Origin of the sequence: Facklamia sp. P12955, from assembly GCF_050409565.1 — a bacterium.
In the GTDB taxonomy this organism is placed as follows: domain Bacteria; phylum Bacillota; class Bacilli; order Lactobacillales; family Aerococcaceae; genus Facklamia.
Genome location: NZ_JBNUPF010000013.1, coordinates 18,984 through 36,416 on the forward strand (window position 1 = coordinate 18,984; position 17,433 = coordinate 36,416).

Genomic DNA, 17,433 nt, shown 5'->3' on the forward strand with positions numbered 1-17,433 from the left:
CATTTAACCTCCTTGAATAACGAATTTAGATAGAGCATGTTGCATCAGCCACCAACCGGCCACCAACAGAAGAATCAGCCAAAAAGCTTGAGGAATGATAATATTCCAAGAGCTAATGTCTAGAGAATAGACTCTAAGAGGAATGTTTTGCATATAGGCGAAGGGTGTCCAATGGATAAAGGTTTGTAAAGGCTGGGGTAAAAAGGGTAATGGAATGATTGCTCCGGTTAGAAATTCCCCGATCGTAGCAACAATCACTCGAATTCCCACGTCCGTTAAGAAATAAAAGACACTAATATAGACTAACATTAAGAAGGCAATGATTAATAAAGTAGACAGAATCATCGTCACTATAAAAAGTAGGAGGTGGTTTGGCGGCAAAAGCTTATAAGGTTCTGGCAGAAAGCTTGCTACAATTATCATTGGCAAACACCGTAATAAAGTGCGAGCAATTCGCATGGCAAGGTTAGATATAAACCAATGGGGATAGAGACCGAGAGGACGCGTCAATTGATAGGCAACATTGCCTGAAATGATTTCTTCGAAGATAGTACGGTCATAAATCCATAAAGCAAACAAATTAAGACCGGCTTGTTGGATCCATATATAAGCGCAGACTTGTTCAAAAGTCATAGGTTGACTTTGTGCGTTGGTTTGATAAAAAGATTCGAACATTTTGATGAGAAGTAGGCCCCAAGCAAATTGGGTAAGAATACCTGCTAAAGCAGCCGTTCGATATTGAATGGCTGATTGAAATTGAATGCGAAATATTGCGCTATAAGTTTTCATAATTGATACTCCCGATAAAGCTGGATTACTAGGTGATCAAGGTTAGTAGCATGAGGGCTTATAGATTGTAAATCAAGATTTTGATTTAATAAAGCAATAAATTCATTTTTGGATAGAAGATCCGAATCAAAAGATAATAAAGCTTCTGATTCAGTCGCTTGATAAATTTGAATACCCGGGTGATGAGGTAGTCTTCCTTTATTAAATTCAATGTTCCAAATCTGTTTTTGTTGATTTTTGTTCTTTAATTCCTCCAGGGAACCGTCGAGCAGTATTTTTCCTTGACCAATCAATATAATCCGTGAAGAGAGTGCTTCAATATCTTGCATGTCATGCGTGGTTAAAATAACTGTTGTCTGTTCTTCTTGATTAAGATCGATAATGAATTTTCGAACAGCTAATTTAGAAACTGCATCTAAACCAATAGTAGGTTCATCTAGAAATAGAATGGCTGGCTGATGAATTAAAGCAGCGGCAATTTCACACCGCATTCTTTGGCCTAAACTGAGTTGTCTAACGGGAGTATCCAGTAAGTTTTCGATAGCTAAAGCATATGCTAACTTATCAATTTGTTGATGATAACGCTGTGGATCCACACGGTAAAGGTCACGGATCAGGTCAAAAGAATCCTTAACTGGTAAATCCCACCATAGTTGAGAACGTTGTCCAAAAACGACGCCGATATTTCTAACATGGTCGATCCTGTTTTTCCAAGGCGTTAGGCCCATTATTTGGCACTCACCAGTATCTGGATGGAGGATACCTGATAGGATTTTAAGTGTGGTACTTTTACCAGCTCCGTTTGGGCCAATATAGCCTATCATTTCGCCTTTTTTAACATTAAAAGATACTTGGTCTAATGCCTGATAGTATTCAGTCTCTCTCTTTAAATAAGATAAACCAGGCATTGAGGAGTGTTTTTTTCGTTTGGCTATTTTAAATTGTTTTGAAATGTTTTCAACCTGAATCATCTAATCTCTCCTAAGTTTTTTGATTATTTGAATTATATAGCTAGCGAACTAAAGAAGTAAAATTGAGCCTTTGAATTGTATAACAAGAAGCCTTTCAAGTCAACGAAGAGAAGGTTTTCAATCATAATCTGTTAATAAAGATGATATAATAGGTAAAAGTGGAAAGGGGTGGATCAATGACTTCTGTTTCCATCGAAAAATTGTATACTTATCTTCTGCAAGAAATGGGTCCCAGTGGTTGGTGGCCGGGGGATTCTAAATTAGAAATCATTTTAGGTGCTATTCTGGTTCAAAATACCAACTGGTCGAATGTTGATAAAGCCTTAACTCAATTAAAGCTGGCGACTGGGTTTGATCCGCAAAGGATTCTAAGGTTGGAAAGTAGTCAGTTAGAACAGCTGATTTATTCAGCTGGTTTTTATAAAAATAAAGCCCTAGCTATCCAAGCCGTTTTGAATTGGTTCCAAGAACACCAGTGGAATTATAGCCATATAGTAGAAAAATACGGATCTGATTTAAGAATAGAATTACTTAAGCTTCGAGGTATCGGCCAAGAAACGGCTGATGTCTTCTTAGTCTATATTTTTGACCAAGTCGCCTTTATTTCAGATGCATACGCTCGCAAGTTGTTTTCTTATATCGATCAAAAAGACTATAAAAGCTATCAGCAATTACATGCAGTCGTGCAAATGCCTGAATCATTCACTTATCTTCAAGCTCAAGACCTGCATGGACTGATTGATGAATTTGGTAAAAATTATTTAAAGGATCCTGTTAGGATGGAACGGATAGCTGGAGAGGTGAAGAAATAGTTACTGTATTTTTATGATCGATGCTAAAGCATTTTAGTCGGAGATGAAGGGCTGTTAACTTATAATTTGAAAAAGGAGTGGTTTGATGAAAATTAAAAATTGGTTACTTGTAGGAGCTCCATTGGTCGGTGGAACAATTATTGGTCGTTTAACGGCCGATAATGCCAAAGCAGACTATGAAAAGTACAAACAGCCCCCATTTGCACCTCCCAAAGAGACTTTTGGCATTGTTTGGCCATTATTATATACCATGATGGGGATTGCCCGAATAATCATTGATGAAAGTAAAGAAAAAGACGAAGCCATTATTGCCTATCGAACGCAATTAGGCCTTAATTATCTTTGGTCACTCTTATACTTTAAGTATAAATATCGCGGCACCGCTGTAATTGAAAGCTTTTGTTTATTCACAGCTGTTCTAGTCACAGCCATTAAATTTTATCAAAAGAACACTTGGGCGGTATTACTCTTATTGCCCTATGTAATTTGGTCGGCTTTTGCTTCTTATCTTAATGGAGCTACTTGGTTCTTAAATCGAGATTAAGTGTCTTATTGCAATGAATAAATTAGGAGGGAAACAATGCGTTTATGGCATGAAGATTTGATTCCCTTATTACCTCGACAGCAACTCTTAGGACAACATCGAGAATGTTGTGCCTTAAGAGGGAAGGGGTGGGGCAAGCCACATTCTACTGTAAACTATGTTTTTAGTTATCATCCCTATAAATTATACCAATACCATGTTTTAGTAATGGAAGAAATGATAGCCAGAGGCTATCAGCCGGATAGCCTTTGGCTAGATCCCAAATACCGTGGCAAATCAGCTCCGTCTTATAAGGATTTAGAAGAACGCTCATTAGATTGTCCCATCTATCCAGAACATGATGAAGTTTATCTTCAAGCTTGTTTGATGAATTTAAAGGATAAGGGGATTGCTATTTAAATAAATAATTAATAGGCCCTTCCTCAAAAGAAATTAATTTTCTTTTGAGGATTATTCTATTTAAAGGGTTAAGACCAACTACCCATTAGCAGAAAAACAATCTACAATAATAAAGTGAAAAAAGGAGGTTGGATATGAAAATAGCAGTTTATTGCGGTGCTTCACATGGTAATCGCACAGTTTACACACAAGCGGCAATCGCTTTTGGAGAGTGGATAGCAACAAATAACTACGAATTGATATACGGTGGAGGAAAAGTTGGATTGATGGGAGATATCGCCAATTCAGTCCTTAGTCATGGTGGCAAAGTGACAGGTGTTATGCCTCAATTTTTATTGGATCGTGAGATAGCTCATCAGGGTTTGAGTGATTTAGTTGTTGTGGAAAGCATGGCTCAACGCAAGCAAAAAATGTTGGACTTATCAGATGTTTGTGTGGCGCTTCCAGGTGGACCCGGGACATTGGAGGAAATTGTGGAAGCCATCTCTTGGAGTCGGGTGGGTCAAAACACGAATCCCTGTATATTCATGAATGTTAATGGTTATTACAATGGACTACAAAAAGTTTACCAACAAATGGTTGAAGAAGGATTTCTCTTAACGGAAGATTATAAGCAAATTGAAGGATTCATTAAAAACGAATCACGATTGTAAATAAGTGAAAATCAGCCTCTAGTACAAGTCGCTTAGTAATTGATTCTGGTAGAATAGATATACTATTAAGAAAAGGAGACTAAAATGAAAAACAAACACACTTTTAAATTATCTATCCTATTAATAATGGTTTTAGCTTTGACTGGCTGTCAGGCTATAAGTGAATTTGTTTCTGGCTTTAAACAAGATTTTATTGGTTTGACTATGACCGTCCAAACTTATGATGAGCAAGCCCAGATCATTGATTCTATGACGGGAAAATCAGTTTCAATTGAACGAGATGAAGAGTTCGATTCACAAACAGCTGAAGGCTCAACCAAAGCTGACTCACAGGTTTTAGATATTCAAATTGGTGGGCACACGATGACTCATGTAGGATCATCTTTGATTGCTGCTGAGAAGGGGTTAAATGACTTGACGATGGAGGTAGATAATCGCGTTGAACTTTATGATACGAGATCGAACCTTCCATTCATTTCGCGCTTACAGGACAATTTAGGCCAAACCTTTTTTGGTAAAAAGAAGACGATTATGGTGCGAAGCCAAAACGGAACACCTTTAGCCGTTTATTCAGGGAATAAGGTCTCCTATTTTAAAACGGATGTACCTAAGTCGACAGGACTCATAATAGATGGCAAGTATCTCTTTATTTACCGTTGTGATTACACGATCTATGACAATGAGTTACTCGAAAATAGTTAGTTATTTAAAGCGGTTTTTGAAAATAAAAAAGAGGCGGACGTCAGTCACAGCCTCTTTTTAAACTTTCCATCCTCGGGCATGTTTCATTTCTTGCCCTTGATCATCGTATTTCTTTCTTTTGCTCGAAAGGTGCTCTATTTCGATAGCATAGACTTGAACATAATCGAAAGCTGTGTCAATGGCTTTATCAACTAGTGAATAATGTTTAGGGACATATTTTTTGGCGATCAGACGTAAGGCCTTGAGCAATTCTTTTTCGTTAGTAACTTTGTAAATTTTACCATAGATAATGGCCGATTCAAATTCAGTGGTGAAAACAGTGCGGGCTAGAGTTCCCCATGATTTTGGATCAGCAGCTATCCTTGCGATTTCACTTTCACTATATAAATTAGGAACTTGAACTTTACCGACAAAAGTAACACAGACTTGCATGCTATCTTCAATCAATTCAACCTTTTTACCAGCTTTAGCGCTGTGAAAGTATAAAGTTTGATTGTCACGAACGATTGAAAGGGGGATGGCATAGGGATAAGGTTGATCAGGAAGGCTAAGAACACCATATTGGGAGTGATCGATAACGTGCTCGGCGAAATCTCTGGGCATGGAACGATCGTGGCGACGCATAGCTTGATAAATGTCTGACATCATAAACCTTCTTTCTATAAGTGCCAACAGCTAAAAAATATAAACATCAGGTTCAAGGATCAGATGTTTATATTTTGTATAGCTAGTTTATAAATTTTTGAAAAGGGTGTCAATAATTTTTGGGTTGCTTATATTGTGAATGAGATCTTGCGGATAGTATTTTTCAAAATGATTTTGTACGGCTTCTTTATTGAAGCTAATGCCTTTTAGTGACTCTTCCACTTCATTCAAATCATGAGCACTAAAGAAGTCGCCTTCAAAAACTAAAGATTGAATCACACCTTTTTCAACTTGGCAGTGCATTTTGAGCAAACCGCCAGCTAATACGGCTTCATTGACTAAGGAAAATTGGGGGTTGCGACCGAAGACCCAGTCCCAAGATTCAAACTTTTCCTGTTTGATTTTTTGGACGGCTTTTTCATCTTCTTCACTTAGGTGGAAGTAACTTGGCTGCTCGCCTATAATTTCTTTGACTAAAGCGTCTTTAAAGGTCTTAGCATCCCAATCGTCTGGGCAGTAATTCTTAATATTAGTTGTCCGATCTTTAACAGACTTGATTCCTTTGGAGATAATCTTGTGTTTAGCGGGGTTTAAATAACAGGCCATAGCAGACAAGTCGCTATCAAATAACAAGGAACCATGATGCAGGGTGTAGTCTCCTTTAAAACATTGAGCATTGCCGGAAATTTTTTTACCGTGTATGGCTAAGTCATTGCGACTGTTCATTTCAGCTGGAATCTCTAAATTATTCAAGGAGTGAATGATGGACTGCATGAAGCGTTGAAAATCAATAGCTTCGTGTCGTTTATTTCCTTGAGGTCGAGGTGAAATAAAGCTATATTGCCAGCCACCTTGGTCGGTGAAGATAGTACCGCCCCCTGTATTACGTCGTGTAATAGCGACTTGATCTTTTTCTAGTTCTGGTAAGTTCAGTTCAACATATGCATTCTGGTAATTACCCAGCATGACTGTAAAATCGGTTTGCCAGATCATGAAAAGGTCTTCCTTTAAAGCTTTTTGGGTCATTAAGTATTCTTCTAAGGCAAAGTAATAGTTAGGATCAAGTGAATCAGTCGGTAAATATAACATGGGTCTTTATGCTTCTTCTTTGGCTAATTGAGCCACTAAGCTATTTTCAGCATCAAAGTTATGGTCAACACCGACGGCATCCAAGGATTCATGAGCCTTGTAGGAGCTTCTTACTTGAGGTCCAGAGGCTACGAACTTGAAGCCCTTTTTCATCCCCATTTTATTGTATCTACCAAATTGTTCAAGCGAAATATATTCTTCTAGTTTGTAATGCTTAGGGGAAGGCTGAAGGTATTGTCCAATTGTAAAGAAATCTACGCCTACCGCTAAACTATCATCCATAGCTTGAGCAACCTCTTCTTCAGTTTCACCTAAGCCTAGCATTATCCCTGTCTTTGTATAGATATGGGGTGCTTGTTTTTTAATATATTTTAAAACGTCAAGAGAACGTTCATAGGTAGCGCGGTGACGAATTCTTGGAGATAAACGCTCTACCGTTTCGATATTATGATTAATAATTTCAGGATTGGCTTCAATAACAAGGTCAATACTTTCTTTGTTACCTAGGAAATCTGGTATAAGCACCTCGATCGTTGTGTCTGGGCATTTTTCTTTAACAGCACGAATTGTGCGAGCAAATTGTTCAGCTCCACCATCTTCTAAATCATCACGTGCCACACTGGTCACTACCACATGGCGAAGCCCCAGTGTTTTACAAGCATCGGCTAAGTTTTCAGGCTCCTTGTCATTCACTTCTTCCATATTGCCTGTCAGAATATCACAAAAACGACAAGCTCTTGAGCAATGGCTACCAAGGATCATGAAGGTGGCTGTACCATTTTTGTAGCACTCACCTAGGTTAGGACAGGTAGCTTCGGCACAAACGGTATTAAGTTGTAGGCTAGAAAGTAAGTTATTAACTTGATCGACGGATTCATTGTCAAAACGGATACGTGGTTTTACTTGGGTTGATGAAGAGGCAGTGATTTTCATTTAAGCTTCCTCACTTTCTTCAATGGTCGCAATTAAATCACCAGCAGTCACTTTGTCACCTAGCTCTTGATGGATAGCTATTAGCTTTCCAGAAAAAGGCGACTCAATCTCATGAACAGCTTTATCGGTTTCGACTGAATATAATACTTCACCTTTTTGAATGCTTTGGCCAACCTCTGTGGTCCATTCAATAATGACCCCTGACAATACTTTTGAACTTAATTTTGGAAATACAATTTCTTTTTTCAAAATGACTCCTCCAATCAATTAATTTAAAGTTATTTCCTAGGAAATCTCTACGCTCCATTGTAGACATTCCGCTATAAATGTTCAATACTTTTCACAAAAATTTAATCCAGTTCTTGCCTTCCCACCCAAGTTCATAAAACCTAGCGTACAGGCATTTTTATACCAAATACACTTAAGTTCGTGAAAAAAATAATAAGAAAAGTCCGAAAGATTGTGATAAAAATTCAAGAACTAGGTCTTGATTAATCATCATAAAGAGAGGTAAGAATTTATTTTGTGAATGTCTACTTGTGGAATGGGTAAGAATGTTCTATTCTTAATGGAAGATAGAGTGAAATGAGGAAAGGTGCATATGATAGAAAGCTTAAAACTATATTTTGAAGATCATAAATCTTGGTGGGTATTTGTTTATAATGTTATACTTGCTTTCTTTTTAGCGGTACTTGTTATGTTAATGGATGTGCGCTATTGGGGAGACCTAGATGCGCTACCGAGTGTGTTACTAACCAGTCAAAACTTTGCGCAAATGATATTAAGTTCTTTAGCAGGCTCCCTTTTTGCTGTGGCAACTTTTACTTTTGCTACCATGCTGAGTGTGATGTCCTATTATGCTTCTAGTTTTGGGCCGCGAACAATTGAAAATTTTCTTTTTCGTAAATCGTCTACTCAAACTTTGGGTATTTATTTAGGTGGTTTTGTTTATTGCCTGGTTTCCTTATTTTTCATGCGCGAATCTCAAGGCGAATATTTAGTGATGTCGGGGACAGTGGCTTTAATGTATGGGATTACAAGTGTTTTATACTTTATTCGTTTTGTTTTTGATATCTCACAATCTGTTCAACACAATCAGGTCATTAAAGGACTATTTGAAAGAGCTTCAAAAATTATCTCGGAAAATAAAGCCTTTTTTGAAGCAGCAACATTTGTGGACCAATTGCCTTCTATTAAAGGGGCAGCCAGTCAAAGTTTGCAGTCTTTGAAACAAGGTTATCTAGATTTTGTCGATATTGATCGTTTATTTGATTTAGCAAAAGAATGTAAATGTGTGATTGTTTTGAAGGTTAGAAATGGTGATTTTGTAGGTAAAGGAGCTGTTTTAGCTGAGGCTTATTCTTTGAAGAAACAAAAAGATTGGGAAAAGTTTGAAGAGAAATTGAATCGGTCTTTTATTTTTCAACACGAACCTTCTTCTATGTACAATCCTGATTTTGCTCTTTCGAAGTTAACAGATATCGCTTTGCGGAGTGCCTCACCTTCTATAAATGACCCCAACACCATTAGTCATGTTTTTCGTTACCAGTCCATTTTATTAGGTGAATTAGGGCAAGCTCCGGCCAGGTATGCAGTCTATTTAGAAGAAATAGAATTACCTTCGTCACAAACACTAGAGGTAGGCGTTTGTTATGACTACTGCCCTTTTCAGAAGATTCTATTCCAAAATTTTGGTCAATTGGTTCAGTATATTAATCAAGACGCCTATTTAATTCGTGATCTTTATGAAGCCTTATATTTCATTGGCCTTAATTCTTCTCATAAGCATCAAGAGGTTATTAAAGGGTTTATATCATACTTATCAAATAAAATAACCGACCATTTTGAGTCTGAATATGACCAAAGAATGTTTAACGAAGTGATGGAACCTATTGCTAGGTTAAGGCCTAAAGAAACTGAGAAAAATGAGGAATAAAGGTGTAAAAAATTGCTGTAATTTGTTAGACTATTGGTGTGAGCAAAGATTTTAGTTTTTTAATGAGGCCGATCACAACGAATCAGCTTTATCAGTTTTAATGTGCGATTAAAAGACACCGTTAGTAAATAATGGCACTGTTTATCAAAAAAAAGCATAAAGCCGTTGAAAACGCTTAAATAATCAGCTAATATAGATTCTATAAGAGTAATTATTTGTGATTTATTATATGGAGGGTGACTAATGAGTAAAAAAACAATTATGTTGGTGTGTGGTACTGGAATGTCTACAACCATGTTGGTTAATAAGATGAATAATATTGTAAAGACTGAAGAACTAGATTATGAGATTATTTCATCTTCGATCCATGAAATGGAAGATTATGTAAACAATGAAAATATCGATGTCTTATTATTAGGACCACAAGTTTCTTATTTATCAGAAGGTTTGTCTAAACGCTATGCTCCAAAGCAAATCATTGTTGAAAGCATTGATAAAAATGATTACGGCTTAGCAAACGGTAGAAAAGTCTTGTTGCAAGCCGAATCGCTTTTAGACTAAAATGAAAGTAGAAGAAGTACAAGAAATTGCCATGCTAATGATTGCCAATGGTGGCGATGCGCGCAGTCAATCAATGGAGGCTATCCGCTTTGCTAAAGAAGGCAATTTTGATTTGGCTCAGCAGAAGTTCGCATTAGCCCAGGAGTCAATCTTAACTGCTCATCAATTGCAGACAAAGTTATTGGTAGGCGAAGCTCAAGGGAATAGCTCGGAATTATCTTTATTAATGATTCATGCCCAAGACCACCTGATGAACGCAATGACTGTTAACGATATGGCAAAAGAAATCGTCGATTTATATCAATTAATCCTACCGAATCATAAAAAATTTAAATAAATAATTATTTAAACCTTCTTTTTCTTTAAGAAGGTTTTTCCTTTCCATGGGAGAAGTTCACCAGCCCTATGTTGAAGCTAGCAGCGATAATTGATAAAATAAAGAATATCAAAAATGATAGGAGTGGTTAGATGTTATCTGATTCGATTCAAAGATTAAAAAGACATTATGGCTATTTTATGGGGACTATTCTTATTGCAACTGTAGGATCCTCCGTAATCAATAGAATTCTCAATATGTTCTCTCCGGTTAATGATCAATTGAATACATTTATTACCAGTGTTAATGAAACGATGACACCCGATCAATTAGTTCAATTTAGTCAAGATTTTTTTAAAGCACAATATACAGGTGTAGGAGGCTTAATAGCCTTAATCACTATGATATTATCGGTATTCCTACGCATTATGCAAAGAAGATCCTATTTTCAAAAGCTAAATTTTCCTGAAATGCGAATAGCAGATTCAGCTTTCTTTCATACCTCTCCTGTAAAAATCATTACACTTCCGATCAAGTCATTTTTTGCCAATGTCTTGGGTTGGATCGCCGGGTTCTTACTATTATTTGTTTCTGGCTTGATATTTTTTCAACTAAGCCAATATGGCAATACGGCTAGCTTAGTTTTTGTTTTGATATTTATGCTGTTGGCATTGGCCTTAAGCGTGTTTTTAGTACCTATTTCATATCTAATAGCATATGATGTGGAAGGCAAGTATAATTTCTGGGCAACCTTTACTAAAAGTTTAACGGTAGCTAAAAATAATTTTGGCCGAATCGCAAAAAGCCTAATAGTTATTCTTTTAATCTTTATTGTCTTTTTTATTTTGATAGGTCTTCTAGGCTTCGTTATGATGGATGGAGTTGGAGCGATTGTTACTGTAGGGTTGTTAGGGCTTCTAACAATAATTGGGTTAATTTTTTGGGTAGGTCCTTTAGTTGAAGTGTATATGGCTCAAACTCTAAATCATATTTTTAACAGAGAATATTAATTTCAATTGTTTTTTAAGGAGAAAAAAGATGAACATCGAAAAAATTATGGATATATTTCAAAATGATATGAAAGTCGCTGTGCTAGCAACGGTTGACAATGAAAATAAACCGCATGCTCGACATGTTCATGTTGGTCTAGCAAACGATAAAGGAATCTTTTTCATGACCAATCCTAAAACAAATCTTTATCAACAACTCCAAGACAATAAAGCTGTTGCAATGACAGCTATGAAGGAAGAAGATTATTTGATTCAGGTGATTCGGATTGAAGGGAAAGTACGAGAGTTAGGTAAAGAAAAATTAACAGAAATTTTAGGTAACAATCCTTATGTCGAAATAGTTTACCCTGATCAAGCAGATCAAGTGGGTGCCCAAGTGTTTCAAATATATGAAGGTAAAGGCTTCTACCACTCAATGACTCAAGGTCATAAGTATGAGTTTGAAATTGGTGGAAAATTATCTAAGATGTAATGATAAAGCCCTTTGAAAATGTAGAAGTTACATTTTCAAAGGGCTTCACTAATTGTTCAATTAGAAAGAATGCTGGAGGGATCTTGCTCTCAGTCAAAGATAGGTGGAGCTATACTTTATTAAAGCCAAAATCTCTCAAAGGTAAAGATTTTTTCATATAGCTATTTAGTAATCGAAGTGATTTTATTTAATCGGTTTTTAATCCTAACAAATGTTTTAAAAGGTCCTCTATTACGCTAGCAATTATAAAGGTCACCCAAGAAATTGCCCAAGCGCTACTGATAAACGACCAGAGAAAATAAATAACAGTGACCAATGGCCAGTATATATCATCAAATATTTTATCTGTTTTTTTAAGACGCTCTCGACTGTTGATTTCTTGAGGGCTAACCTGTGATGAAAGGCCAGATTCCAATAACTTTTTATAAGTTGATTGATTTCCTCCTAAATAGATGAAAAGGAAGACTGCGCTAGCAACACAGATCAAGAGTCCGGAAATAGTCAAATCTGCTAGACCAGTTGCTACATTTAGACTGTCAACTATAACGATAGGTATAATGGGTAGAAGAATTAAGGCGATACCAGCAATGAATCCATAAGAGCTAACTTTCTCTTGTTGTTTCAAGTCGTTTTTTAGTTGCCTTTCTAAGTTCTTAGATAAACGATATTCTCCCTTAGCTACTTTTTTTGGTTTGCCATTAAATTGGCTAGCTGTTACATAGAAACCAACAGCAATTACAATTGACACTATGATGATACTAATTCCGAAGCTATCGGCTAAGGTGCTGTTTTCACCTAAGACACTTTCTAAAGTCATGAAGACTGATGAAGAGGCAATTATTAAAAAGGTGCCGAGGGCTGTTAATAAATTTGACTTGGTGCTATTGGTAATAAAAGCATTGATTTCTTCTTCTGTGAGTAAGGGATAGTGTGGCAGTTTGTTTTTATCTTGTGTTTTGAATTGATAAGCATCAATCAGTTCCTCAATACTGCCAAATTCAGTAATCACTTTACCAACGGCTTCATGCTCACTCAGACCTGAATCAATTAAGTCTTGGTATTTGTCTTCCATATTTGCCAAGATTTCTGCCTTCAGTTGAAGCATTTCATCATTGACTTCAATCTTGTTAAACATAGAATCAAGATAGGTTTTTATTACGTCCATAATTAAGCTCCTTTAATAATATTTTCCACGATTGCTTTAACGATTGTCCATTCTTTGACTTTATCTTGTAAGACTTCTTTCCCTTTTTGCGTTAATCGATAGTAGGTTCTTGGACGACCATTTGTTTTCTGGCCGGGATAGTCTTCGATTAAACCATCTTTTTTTAAGCGGTTAAAAATGGAGTAAAGAGTTGTTTCTTTCATGATGTATTTTTCATTGGATAAATGAGAAATTGTTTTGCCAATTTCATAACCATAGGAATCACTCTTATCTAAAATAGCTAGGATGAAAAGGTCGTTATACCCTCTAAAAATATCACTATTTATCAATGAATCACCTCACTCTTTTTACTGTATCTGATGGAGTATTTAAATTATAAAACAATTACTACGGCAGATAAAGTAGTTTTTTAAAAAATCAGACCATAGTCCTAGGAAAATAGGAATAAAACAAGCGTCTCTCGATTGTTTAATCGAGAGACGCTTTGATTTTATTATTTGGCTTAGATTTAAAATAGGAATTAAGCTTTAAATAGTAATTGGTGTAATTTCAATGGTTCAATATATTGGCCGTCTTTATAGACACGCATATTACCACCAGAGATTTCATCAATTAGGACAACTTCATCGTTGTTTTGTAAAGTACCAAATTCAAACTTAATATCATAAAGATCAAGACCATGAGCTTTTAATTCATCAGATACAATGGTTGTAATTTGACGAGTGAGCTCAACGGTGCGGTCTACTTGTTCAGCGGATAAAATATCAAGAACAACTAATCCGTCTTTAGTGATTGGTGGATCTTGACGATCATCATCTTTAATTGTGAACTCCACGTATTGAGGAAGATCACTGCCTTCTTCAATATAATCACCGTAGCGACGGAAGAAAGAACCCACTGCTTTTTGGCGGCAAATCACTTCTAAACCTTTACCAAACACTTTAGCAGGCTTAACCTCCATTGTTTGTTCATCCATGTTTGCATTAACAAAGTGTGTTGAGATTCCAGCTTGATGGATTTTTTCAAAGAAAAATTGAGACATTTCTAAACCAGCACGACCAACGCCTTCGATAGATAGACCAACAGAGTTCGCCCCAGGGTCAAAGACACCGTTTTCTCCAGTGACATCGTCTTTAAATTTTAAGAGGTAGTTTCCATTTTCCAAGGAGTAGACGTCTTTTGTTTTGCCTTTATAAACTAATTGCAATTTCAACACCCTTTCTTATTAACATAAGTTAATTTTAGCACACCCCTATCTTAAGGAGTATAAAAAGTTAGATGAATAAACGAAATTCCAGTTAAACGTTCGGGAAAACATACGAACAAATTTTCTGGTTTAGAAAGTGACCTGTGTTATAATGAGGTGAAGAGTTTTTTTACGGACAGAGAAGAGAGGGATTGTTTTGACTAAAGATAAAATTACCATCAAGGGTGCAAGAACCCACAATTTAAAAAATATAGACATAGAAATACCTCGTGATCAATTAGTTGTAGTGACTGGATTATCGGGGTCTGGCAAGTCATCACTTGCCTTTGATACCCTATATGCAGAAGGCCAAAGAAGGTATGTAGAAAGTTTGTCAGCCTATGCACGTCAATTTTTAGGGCAAATGGATAAACCGGAAGTCGATTCGATTGAGGGTCTGAGTCCCGCCATTTCAATTGATCAAAAGACAACCAGTAAGAACCCGCGCTCAACCGTAGGAACAGCTACTGAAATTAATGATTTTTTACGTTTGCTTTATGCCAGAGTAGGGACTCCCTACTGTCCTCGTCACAACTTACCCATTGTTAGACAATCTGTTGAACAGATGGTGGATCGCTTATTGGAATTACCAGATCGCAGTAAAATTCAAATTCTTTCACCACTTGTAAGGAATCAAAAAGGGCAGCATAAAAGAGTGTTGGAGCAAGTAGCTAAAGAAGGTTATGTTCGTGTAAGAGTAGATGGAGAAATATTTGATTTAACCGAAGTTCCCGAACTTTCAAAAAAAGTCAGTCATACTATTGAAATTGTGGTCGATCGAATTGTGATTAAAGAAGGGATTCGATCTCGACTTTATGACTCCGTTGAAACAGCAGTGAATGCTTCTAAAGGTTATTTAGTTGTAGATGTAATTGATGGAGAGGAACTTTATTTTAATGAGCATTATACTTGTCCATACTGTGATTTTTCTATTGAAGAGTTAGAACCAAGACTTTTTTCTTTTAATGCACCCTTCGGTTCTTGTCCGGCTTGTGATGGTTTGGGTGCTCGTTTAACTCCTGATGAAGATTTAATTATTCCTGATCCAACCTTAACTTTGCGTGAGGGAGCCTTTTTACCTTGGGGCAAAGAAGGTTCGGGCTACTATGCTTCTATGCTAGAACAATTTGCTAAAGCTTACGGTATCCCAATGGACCTTCCTTATGAAGAATTAACCAAGGACCAACAAGAAGCGCTCAAATATGGGCAACCTAACTTTCACTTTAAATTTACCTTTGAACCCATGCACGGTGGTAAGAAGCGAACGGTTGATCAGACATTTGAAGGGATCTTTAATAATGTTGAAAGACGCTATAATCAAACAAGTTCAGATTATATGCGAGATGTTTTGCGTAATTATATGCAAGAGTTAGAGTGTCCAACTTGTAGAGGTCAACGCTTGAACGAAAAAGCTTTAAGTGTAAGAGTGGCTGATAAAAATATTGCTCAAGTGACAGCATTGTCTATTGATATGGCAAAAACACATTTTGAAAATATACAATTTGATGAGCATGACTTGATGATTGCTCAACCGATTATGAAAGAAATCAATGATCGTTTGACTTTTCTAGATAATGTGGGATTGGAGTATTTGACACTCGATCGAATTGCAGGCTCGTTGTCAGGAGGAGAAGCTCAAAGGATTCGTTTAGCTACCCAAATTGGCTCGCGACTAAGCGGCGTGCTTTATATACTGGATGAACCTTCAATTGGCTTGCATCAACGAGACAATGATCGCTTAATTCATTCGTTAATGGAGATGCGTGATTTAGGGAACACCCTAATTGTTGTTGAGCACGATGAAGAGACCATGTTAGCAGCTGACTACCTAATCGATATTGGGCCTGGTGCGGGCGATCAAGGAGGAAAAATTGTAGCTGCTGGAACCCCTCAAGAGGTAATGGGGAACCCTGACTCTCTTACTGGTAAATACCTAAGGGGCGAAAAAGGGATTGTTGTGCCTAAAAAACGTAGACAGGAAGACTTAGGTTGGATTGAGGTCAAGGGTGCTCGTGAAAACAATTTAAAAAATATCGATGTTTCTTTTCCAATTGGTCGCTTAACTTGTGTGACTGGCGTTTCCGGTTCTGGCAAATCGTCCTTAGTGAATCGCATCTTAAAAGTTGCCTTAGCTAAGCGGTTAACCTCTACTCAGGAAAGACCGGGTAAATTCAAAGATATCAGTGGATTTGAAGAGCTAGAAAAAGTGATTGAAATTGATCAAAGTCCAATTGGTCGAACTCCAAGGTCTAACCCGGCAACCTATACTTCTGTTTTTGATGACATTCGTGCATTATTTGCGAATACTAATGATGCTAAAATTCGCGGTTACAATAAAGGAAGATTTTCATTTAATGTCAAGGGAGGACGTTGTGAATCTTGTGGTGGAGCAGGTATTAAGAAAATTGAAATGCATTTTCTCCCAGATGTTTATGTTCCGTGCGATGTCTGTCATGGCGCCCGTTACAATTCAGAGACACTCGAAATTAAATTCAAAGGACAATCGATAAGCGATGTCTTAAATATGACAGTCGATGAAGCAGTGGAATTTTTTGATGCGCATCCAAAGATAGCGCGCAAAATGAAAACGCTGCAAGACGTAGGTTTAGGCTATATCCAGTTAGGACAATCGGCAACCACTTTATCGGGTGGCGAAGCACAGCGAATGAAATTAGCCGCTGAACTTCATCGTGTTTCCAATGGCAAAACGCTTTATATTTTGGATGAACCGACTACTGGATTACATGTTCATGATATTGTTAAATTAATGAATGTTATTAATCGATTAGTAGAGGCTGGCAACACGGTAGTTATTATTGAACACAATCTTGATGTAATTAAAACGGCAGACTATATTATTGATATGGGGCCCGAAGGTGGTAGTCACGGAGGTCAAGTAGTGGCTGTTGGTACTCCAGAAGAAATCGCTAGAAAACGAAAGAGTCATACTGGCAAATTTTTAAAAGATATTTTGAAGCGCGATAAAGATAAGGGTTTTCGATAATAGAGAGCATAGGCTGGGAAATTAAGACGTCCGGCCTATGCTTTTTTAATAATAACCGCTATCCTAATAACAGGAATCAGATAAGGATTTCTTTAAAAACAAATATCAGCCTAGGGACCTATGATTAAAGAGTAATTAACTAGCATAATAGAAGATGAAGAGGGTCAGTATAAATTAGGAGGATTA

20 protein-coding genes are annotated in these 17,433 nt (G+C 36.9%); 11 read left to right on the plus strand and 9 right to left on the minus strand.

The window, feature by feature from the left end:
• Positions 1–3 precede the first annotated feature (3 nt).
• Positions 4–789 carry an ABC transporter permease gene (locus ACQV2G_RS04955; protein WP_428876276.1) on the minus strand — a complete coding sequence of 262 codons (786 nt, stop codon included), beginning with the start codon at positions 787–789 and terminating at the stop codon, positions 4–6.
• Complete coding sequence (locus ACQV2G_RS04960) at positions 786–1,760, minus strand: ABC transporter ATP-binding protein (protein WP_428874349.1); 975 nt, start codon at positions 1,758–1,760, stop codon at positions 786–788. Before ACQV2G_RS04960 ends, ACQV2G_RS04955 begins: the two co-directional genes overlap by 4 nt.
• 176 nt (positions 1,761–1,936) lie before the next feature.
• Here ACQV2G_RS04960 and ACQV2G_RS04965 point away from each other — a divergent pair, with 176 nt between their 5' ends.
• From ACQV2G_RS04965 to ACQV2G_RS04985, 5 genes are all read left to right on the plus strand, one after another.
• Positions 1,937–2,572, plus strand: coding sequence for an endonuclease III domain-containing protein (locus tag ACQV2G_RS04965; protein ID WP_428875161.1), 636 nt, complete (start codon positions 1,937–1,939; stop codon positions 2,570–2,572).
• An 85-nt stretch (positions 2,573–2,657) separates the two neighbouring features.
• Positions 2,658–3,116: a TspO/MBR family protein gene (locus tag ACQV2G_RS04970; protein WP_428876277.1), complete on the plus strand. Its 459-nt coding sequence runs from the start codon at positions 2,658–2,660 to the stop codon at positions 3,114–3,116.
• Positions 3,117–3,152: 36 nt separating this feature from the next.
• Positions 3,153–3,515 carry a TIGR02328 family protein gene (locus ACQV2G_RS04975; RefSeq protein WP_428876278.1) on the plus strand — a complete coding sequence of 121 codons (363 nt, stop codon included), beginning with the start codon at positions 3,153–3,155 and terminating at the stop codon, positions 3,513–3,515.
• A gap of 134 nt (positions 3,516–3,649) precedes the next feature.
• The gene (locus tag ACQV2G_RS04980; RefSeq protein ID WP_428876279.1) at positions 3,650–4,168 is read left to right on the plus strand and encodes a TIGR00730 family Rossman fold protein; all 519 of its coding nucleotides are present in this window, start codon (positions 3,650–3,652) and stop codon (positions 4,166–4,168) included.
• 84 nt (positions 4,169–4,252) lie between these two features.
• Positions 4,253–4,870: a DUF5052 family protein gene (locus ACQV2G_RS04985; RefSeq protein WP_428875165.1), complete on the plus strand. Its 618-nt coding sequence runs from the start codon at positions 4,253–4,255 to the stop codon at positions 4,868–4,870.
• 57 nt (positions 4,871–4,927) lie between these two features.
• Here the strand turns inward: ACQV2G_RS04985 and ACQV2G_RS04990 are convergent, their stop codons facing one another.
• The 4 genes from ACQV2G_RS04990 to ACQV2G_RS05005 all read right to left on the minus strand — a co-directional run bounded on the left by ACQV2G_RS04990 (position 4,928) and on the right by ACQV2G_RS05005 (position 7,786).
• Positions 4,928–5,515 (minus strand): pyridoxamine 5'-phosphate oxidase family protein, encoded by a 588-nt coding sequence (locus ACQV2G_RS04990; protein ID WP_428876280.1) that lies wholly within the window; start codon positions 5,513–5,515, stop codon positions 4,928–4,930.
• 87 nt (positions 5,516–5,602) lie between these two features.
• Positions 5,603–6,604, minus strand: a complete 1,002-nt coding sequence (locus tag ACQV2G_RS04995) for a lipoate--protein ligase (protein ID WP_428876281.1) — start codon at positions 6,602–6,604, stop codon at positions 5,603–5,605.
• Positions 6,605–6,610: 6 nt separating this feature from the next.
• A complete protein-coding gene (gene lipA / locus ACQV2G_RS05000) occupies positions 6,611–7,537 on the minus strand; it encodes a lipoyl synthase (protein ID WP_428873170.1) in 927 nt (308 codons plus the stop codon).
• Positions 7,538–7,786, minus strand: a complete 249-nt coding sequence (locus tag ACQV2G_RS05005) for a biotin/lipoyl-containing protein (RefSeq protein WP_428873171.1) — start codon at positions 7,784–7,786, stop codon at positions 7,538–7,540.
• 352 nt (positions 7,787–8,138) lie between these two features.
• Here ACQV2G_RS05005 and ACQV2G_RS05010 point away from each other — a divergent pair, with 352 nt between their 5' ends.
• The 5 genes from ACQV2G_RS05010 (at position 8,139) to ACQV2G_RS05030 (ending at position 11,832) form a co-directional block, all read left to right on the plus strand.
• Positions 8,139–9,473 (plus strand): DUF2254 domain-containing protein, encoded by a 1,335-nt coding sequence (locus ACQV2G_RS05010; protein WP_428876282.1) that lies wholly within the window; start codon positions 8,139–8,141, stop codon positions 9,471–9,473.
• Between the two features lie 243 nt (positions 9,474–9,716).
• Entirely contained in the window at positions 9,717–10,034 is a 318-nt protein-coding gene (locus ACQV2G_RS05015) for a PTS sugar transporter subunit IIB (protein WP_428873173.1), read from the plus strand.
• Between the two features lies 1 nt (position 10,035).
• A complete protein-coding gene (locus tag ACQV2G_RS05020) occupies positions 10,036–10,371 on the plus strand; it encodes a PTS lactose/cellobiose transporter subunit IIA (protein WP_428875170.1) in 336 nt (111 codons plus the stop codon).
• Positions 10,372–10,502: 131 nt separating this feature from the next.
• Positions 10,503–11,360 carry a hypothetical protein gene (locus ACQV2G_RS05025; protein ID WP_428875171.1) on the plus strand — a complete coding sequence of 286 codons (858 nt, stop codon included), beginning with the start codon at positions 10,503–10,505 and terminating at the stop codon, positions 11,358–11,360.
• Positions 11,361–11,388: 28 nt separating this feature from the next.
• Positions 11,389–11,832, plus strand: a complete 444-nt coding sequence (locus ACQV2G_RS05030) for a pyridoxamine 5'-phosphate oxidase family protein (RefSeq protein WP_428875172.1) — start codon at positions 11,389–11,391, stop codon at positions 11,830–11,832.
• A gap of 187 nt (positions 11,833–12,019) precedes the next feature.
• On the opposite strand, the gene ACQV2G_RS05035 is transcribed toward ACQV2G_RS05030, so the two are convergent.
• From ACQV2G_RS05035 to ACQV2G_RS05045, 3 genes are all read right to left on the minus strand, one after another.
• Positions 12,020–12,997: a permease prefix domain 1-containing protein gene (locus tag ACQV2G_RS05035; RefSeq protein ID WP_428876283.1), complete on the minus strand. Its 978-nt coding sequence runs from the start codon at positions 12,995–12,997 to the stop codon at positions 12,020–12,022.
• A 2-nt stretch (positions 12,998–12,999) separates the two neighbouring features.
• Positions 13,000–13,326: a PadR family transcriptional regulator gene (locus ACQV2G_RS05040; RefSeq protein ID WP_428873178.1), complete on the minus strand. Its 327-nt coding sequence runs from the start codon at positions 13,324–13,326 to the stop codon at positions 13,000–13,002.
• A gap of 191 nt (positions 13,327–13,517) precedes the next feature.
• Positions 13,518–14,204 (minus strand): phosphoribosylaminoimidazolesuccinocarboxamide synthase, encoded by a 687-nt coding sequence (locus tag ACQV2G_RS05045; RefSeq protein WP_428875174.1) that lies wholly within the window; start codon positions 14,202–14,204, stop codon positions 13,518–13,520.
• A gap of 196 nt (positions 14,205–14,400) precedes the next feature.
• Between ACQV2G_RS05045 and uvrA the strand changes: the two genes are divergently transcribed.
• Positions 14,401–17,247, plus strand: a complete 2,847-nt coding sequence (uvrA, locus tag ACQV2G_RS05050; RefSeq protein WP_428876284.1) for an excinuclease ABC subunit UvrA — start codon at positions 14,401–14,403, stop codon at positions 17,245–17,247.
• The last annotated feature ends 186 nt before the right edge of the window (positions 17,248–17,433 follow it).

Bases quoted from the DNA above. Each gene is read 5' to 3' on its own strand.
- lipA (WP_428873170.1), bottom strand. From the start codon at position 7,537: ATGAAAATCACTGCCTCTTCATCAACCCAAGTAAAACCACGTATCCGT.
- ACQV2G_RS05015 (WP_428873173.1), top strand. From the start codon at position 9,717: ATGAGTAAAAAAACAATTATGTTGGTGTGTGGTACTGGAATGTCTACA.
- ACQV2G_RS05020 (WP_428875170.1), top strand. From the start codon at position 10,036: ATGAAAGTAGAAGAAGTACAAGAAATTGCCATGCTAATGATTGCCAAT.
- ACQV2G_RS04965 (WP_428875161.1), top strand. From the start codon at position 1,937: ATGACTTCTGTTTCCATCGAAAAATTGTATACTTATCTTCTGCAAGAA.
- ACQV2G_RS05010 (WP_428876282.1), top strand. From the start codon at position 8,139: ATGATAGAAAGCTTAAAACTATATTTTGAAGATCATAAATCTTGGTGG.
- ACQV2G_RS04995 (WP_428876281.1), bottom strand. From the start codon at position 6,604: ATGTTATATTTACCGACTGATTCACTTGATCCTAACTATTACTTTGCC.
- ACQV2G_RS04980 (WP_428876279.1), top strand. From the start codon at position 3,650: ATGAAAATAGCAGTTTATTGCGGTGCTTCACATGGTAATCGCACAGTT.
- ACQV2G_RS05030 (WP_428875172.1), top strand. From the start codon at position 11,389: ATGAACATCGAAAAAATTATGGATATATTTCAAAATGATATGAAAGTC.
- ACQV2G_RS04970 (WP_428876277.1), top strand. From the start codon at position 2,658: ATGAAAATTAAAAATTGGTTACTTGTAGGAGCTCCATTGGTCGGTGGA.
- ACQV2G_RS04975 (WP_428876278.1), top strand. From the start codon at position 3,153: ATGCGTTTATGGCATGAAGATTTGATTCCCTTATTACCTCGACAGCAA.
- ACQV2G_RS05035 (WP_428876283.1), bottom strand. From the start codon at position 12,997: ATGGACGTAATAAAAACCTATCTTGATTCTATGTTTAACAAGATTGAA.
- ACQV2G_RS05025 (WP_428875171.1), top strand. From the start codon at position 10,503: ATGTTATCTGATTCGATTCAAAGATTAAAAAGACATTATGGCTATTTT.
- ACQV2G_RS04985 (WP_428875165.1), top strand. From the start codon at position 4,253: ATGAAAAACAAACACACTTTTAAATTATCTATCCTATTAATAATGGTT.
- ACQV2G_RS04990 (WP_428876280.1), bottom strand. From the start codon at position 5,515: ATGTCAGACATTTATCAAGCTATGCGTCGCCACGATCGTTCCATGCCC.
- ACQV2G_RS04955 (WP_428876276.1), bottom strand. From the start codon at position 789: ATGAAAACTTATAGCGCAATATTTCGCATTCAATTTCAATCAGCCATT.
- ACQV2G_RS04960 (WP_428874349.1), bottom strand. From the start codon at position 1,760: ATGATTCAGGTTGAAAACATTTCAAAACAATTTAAAATAGCCAAACGA.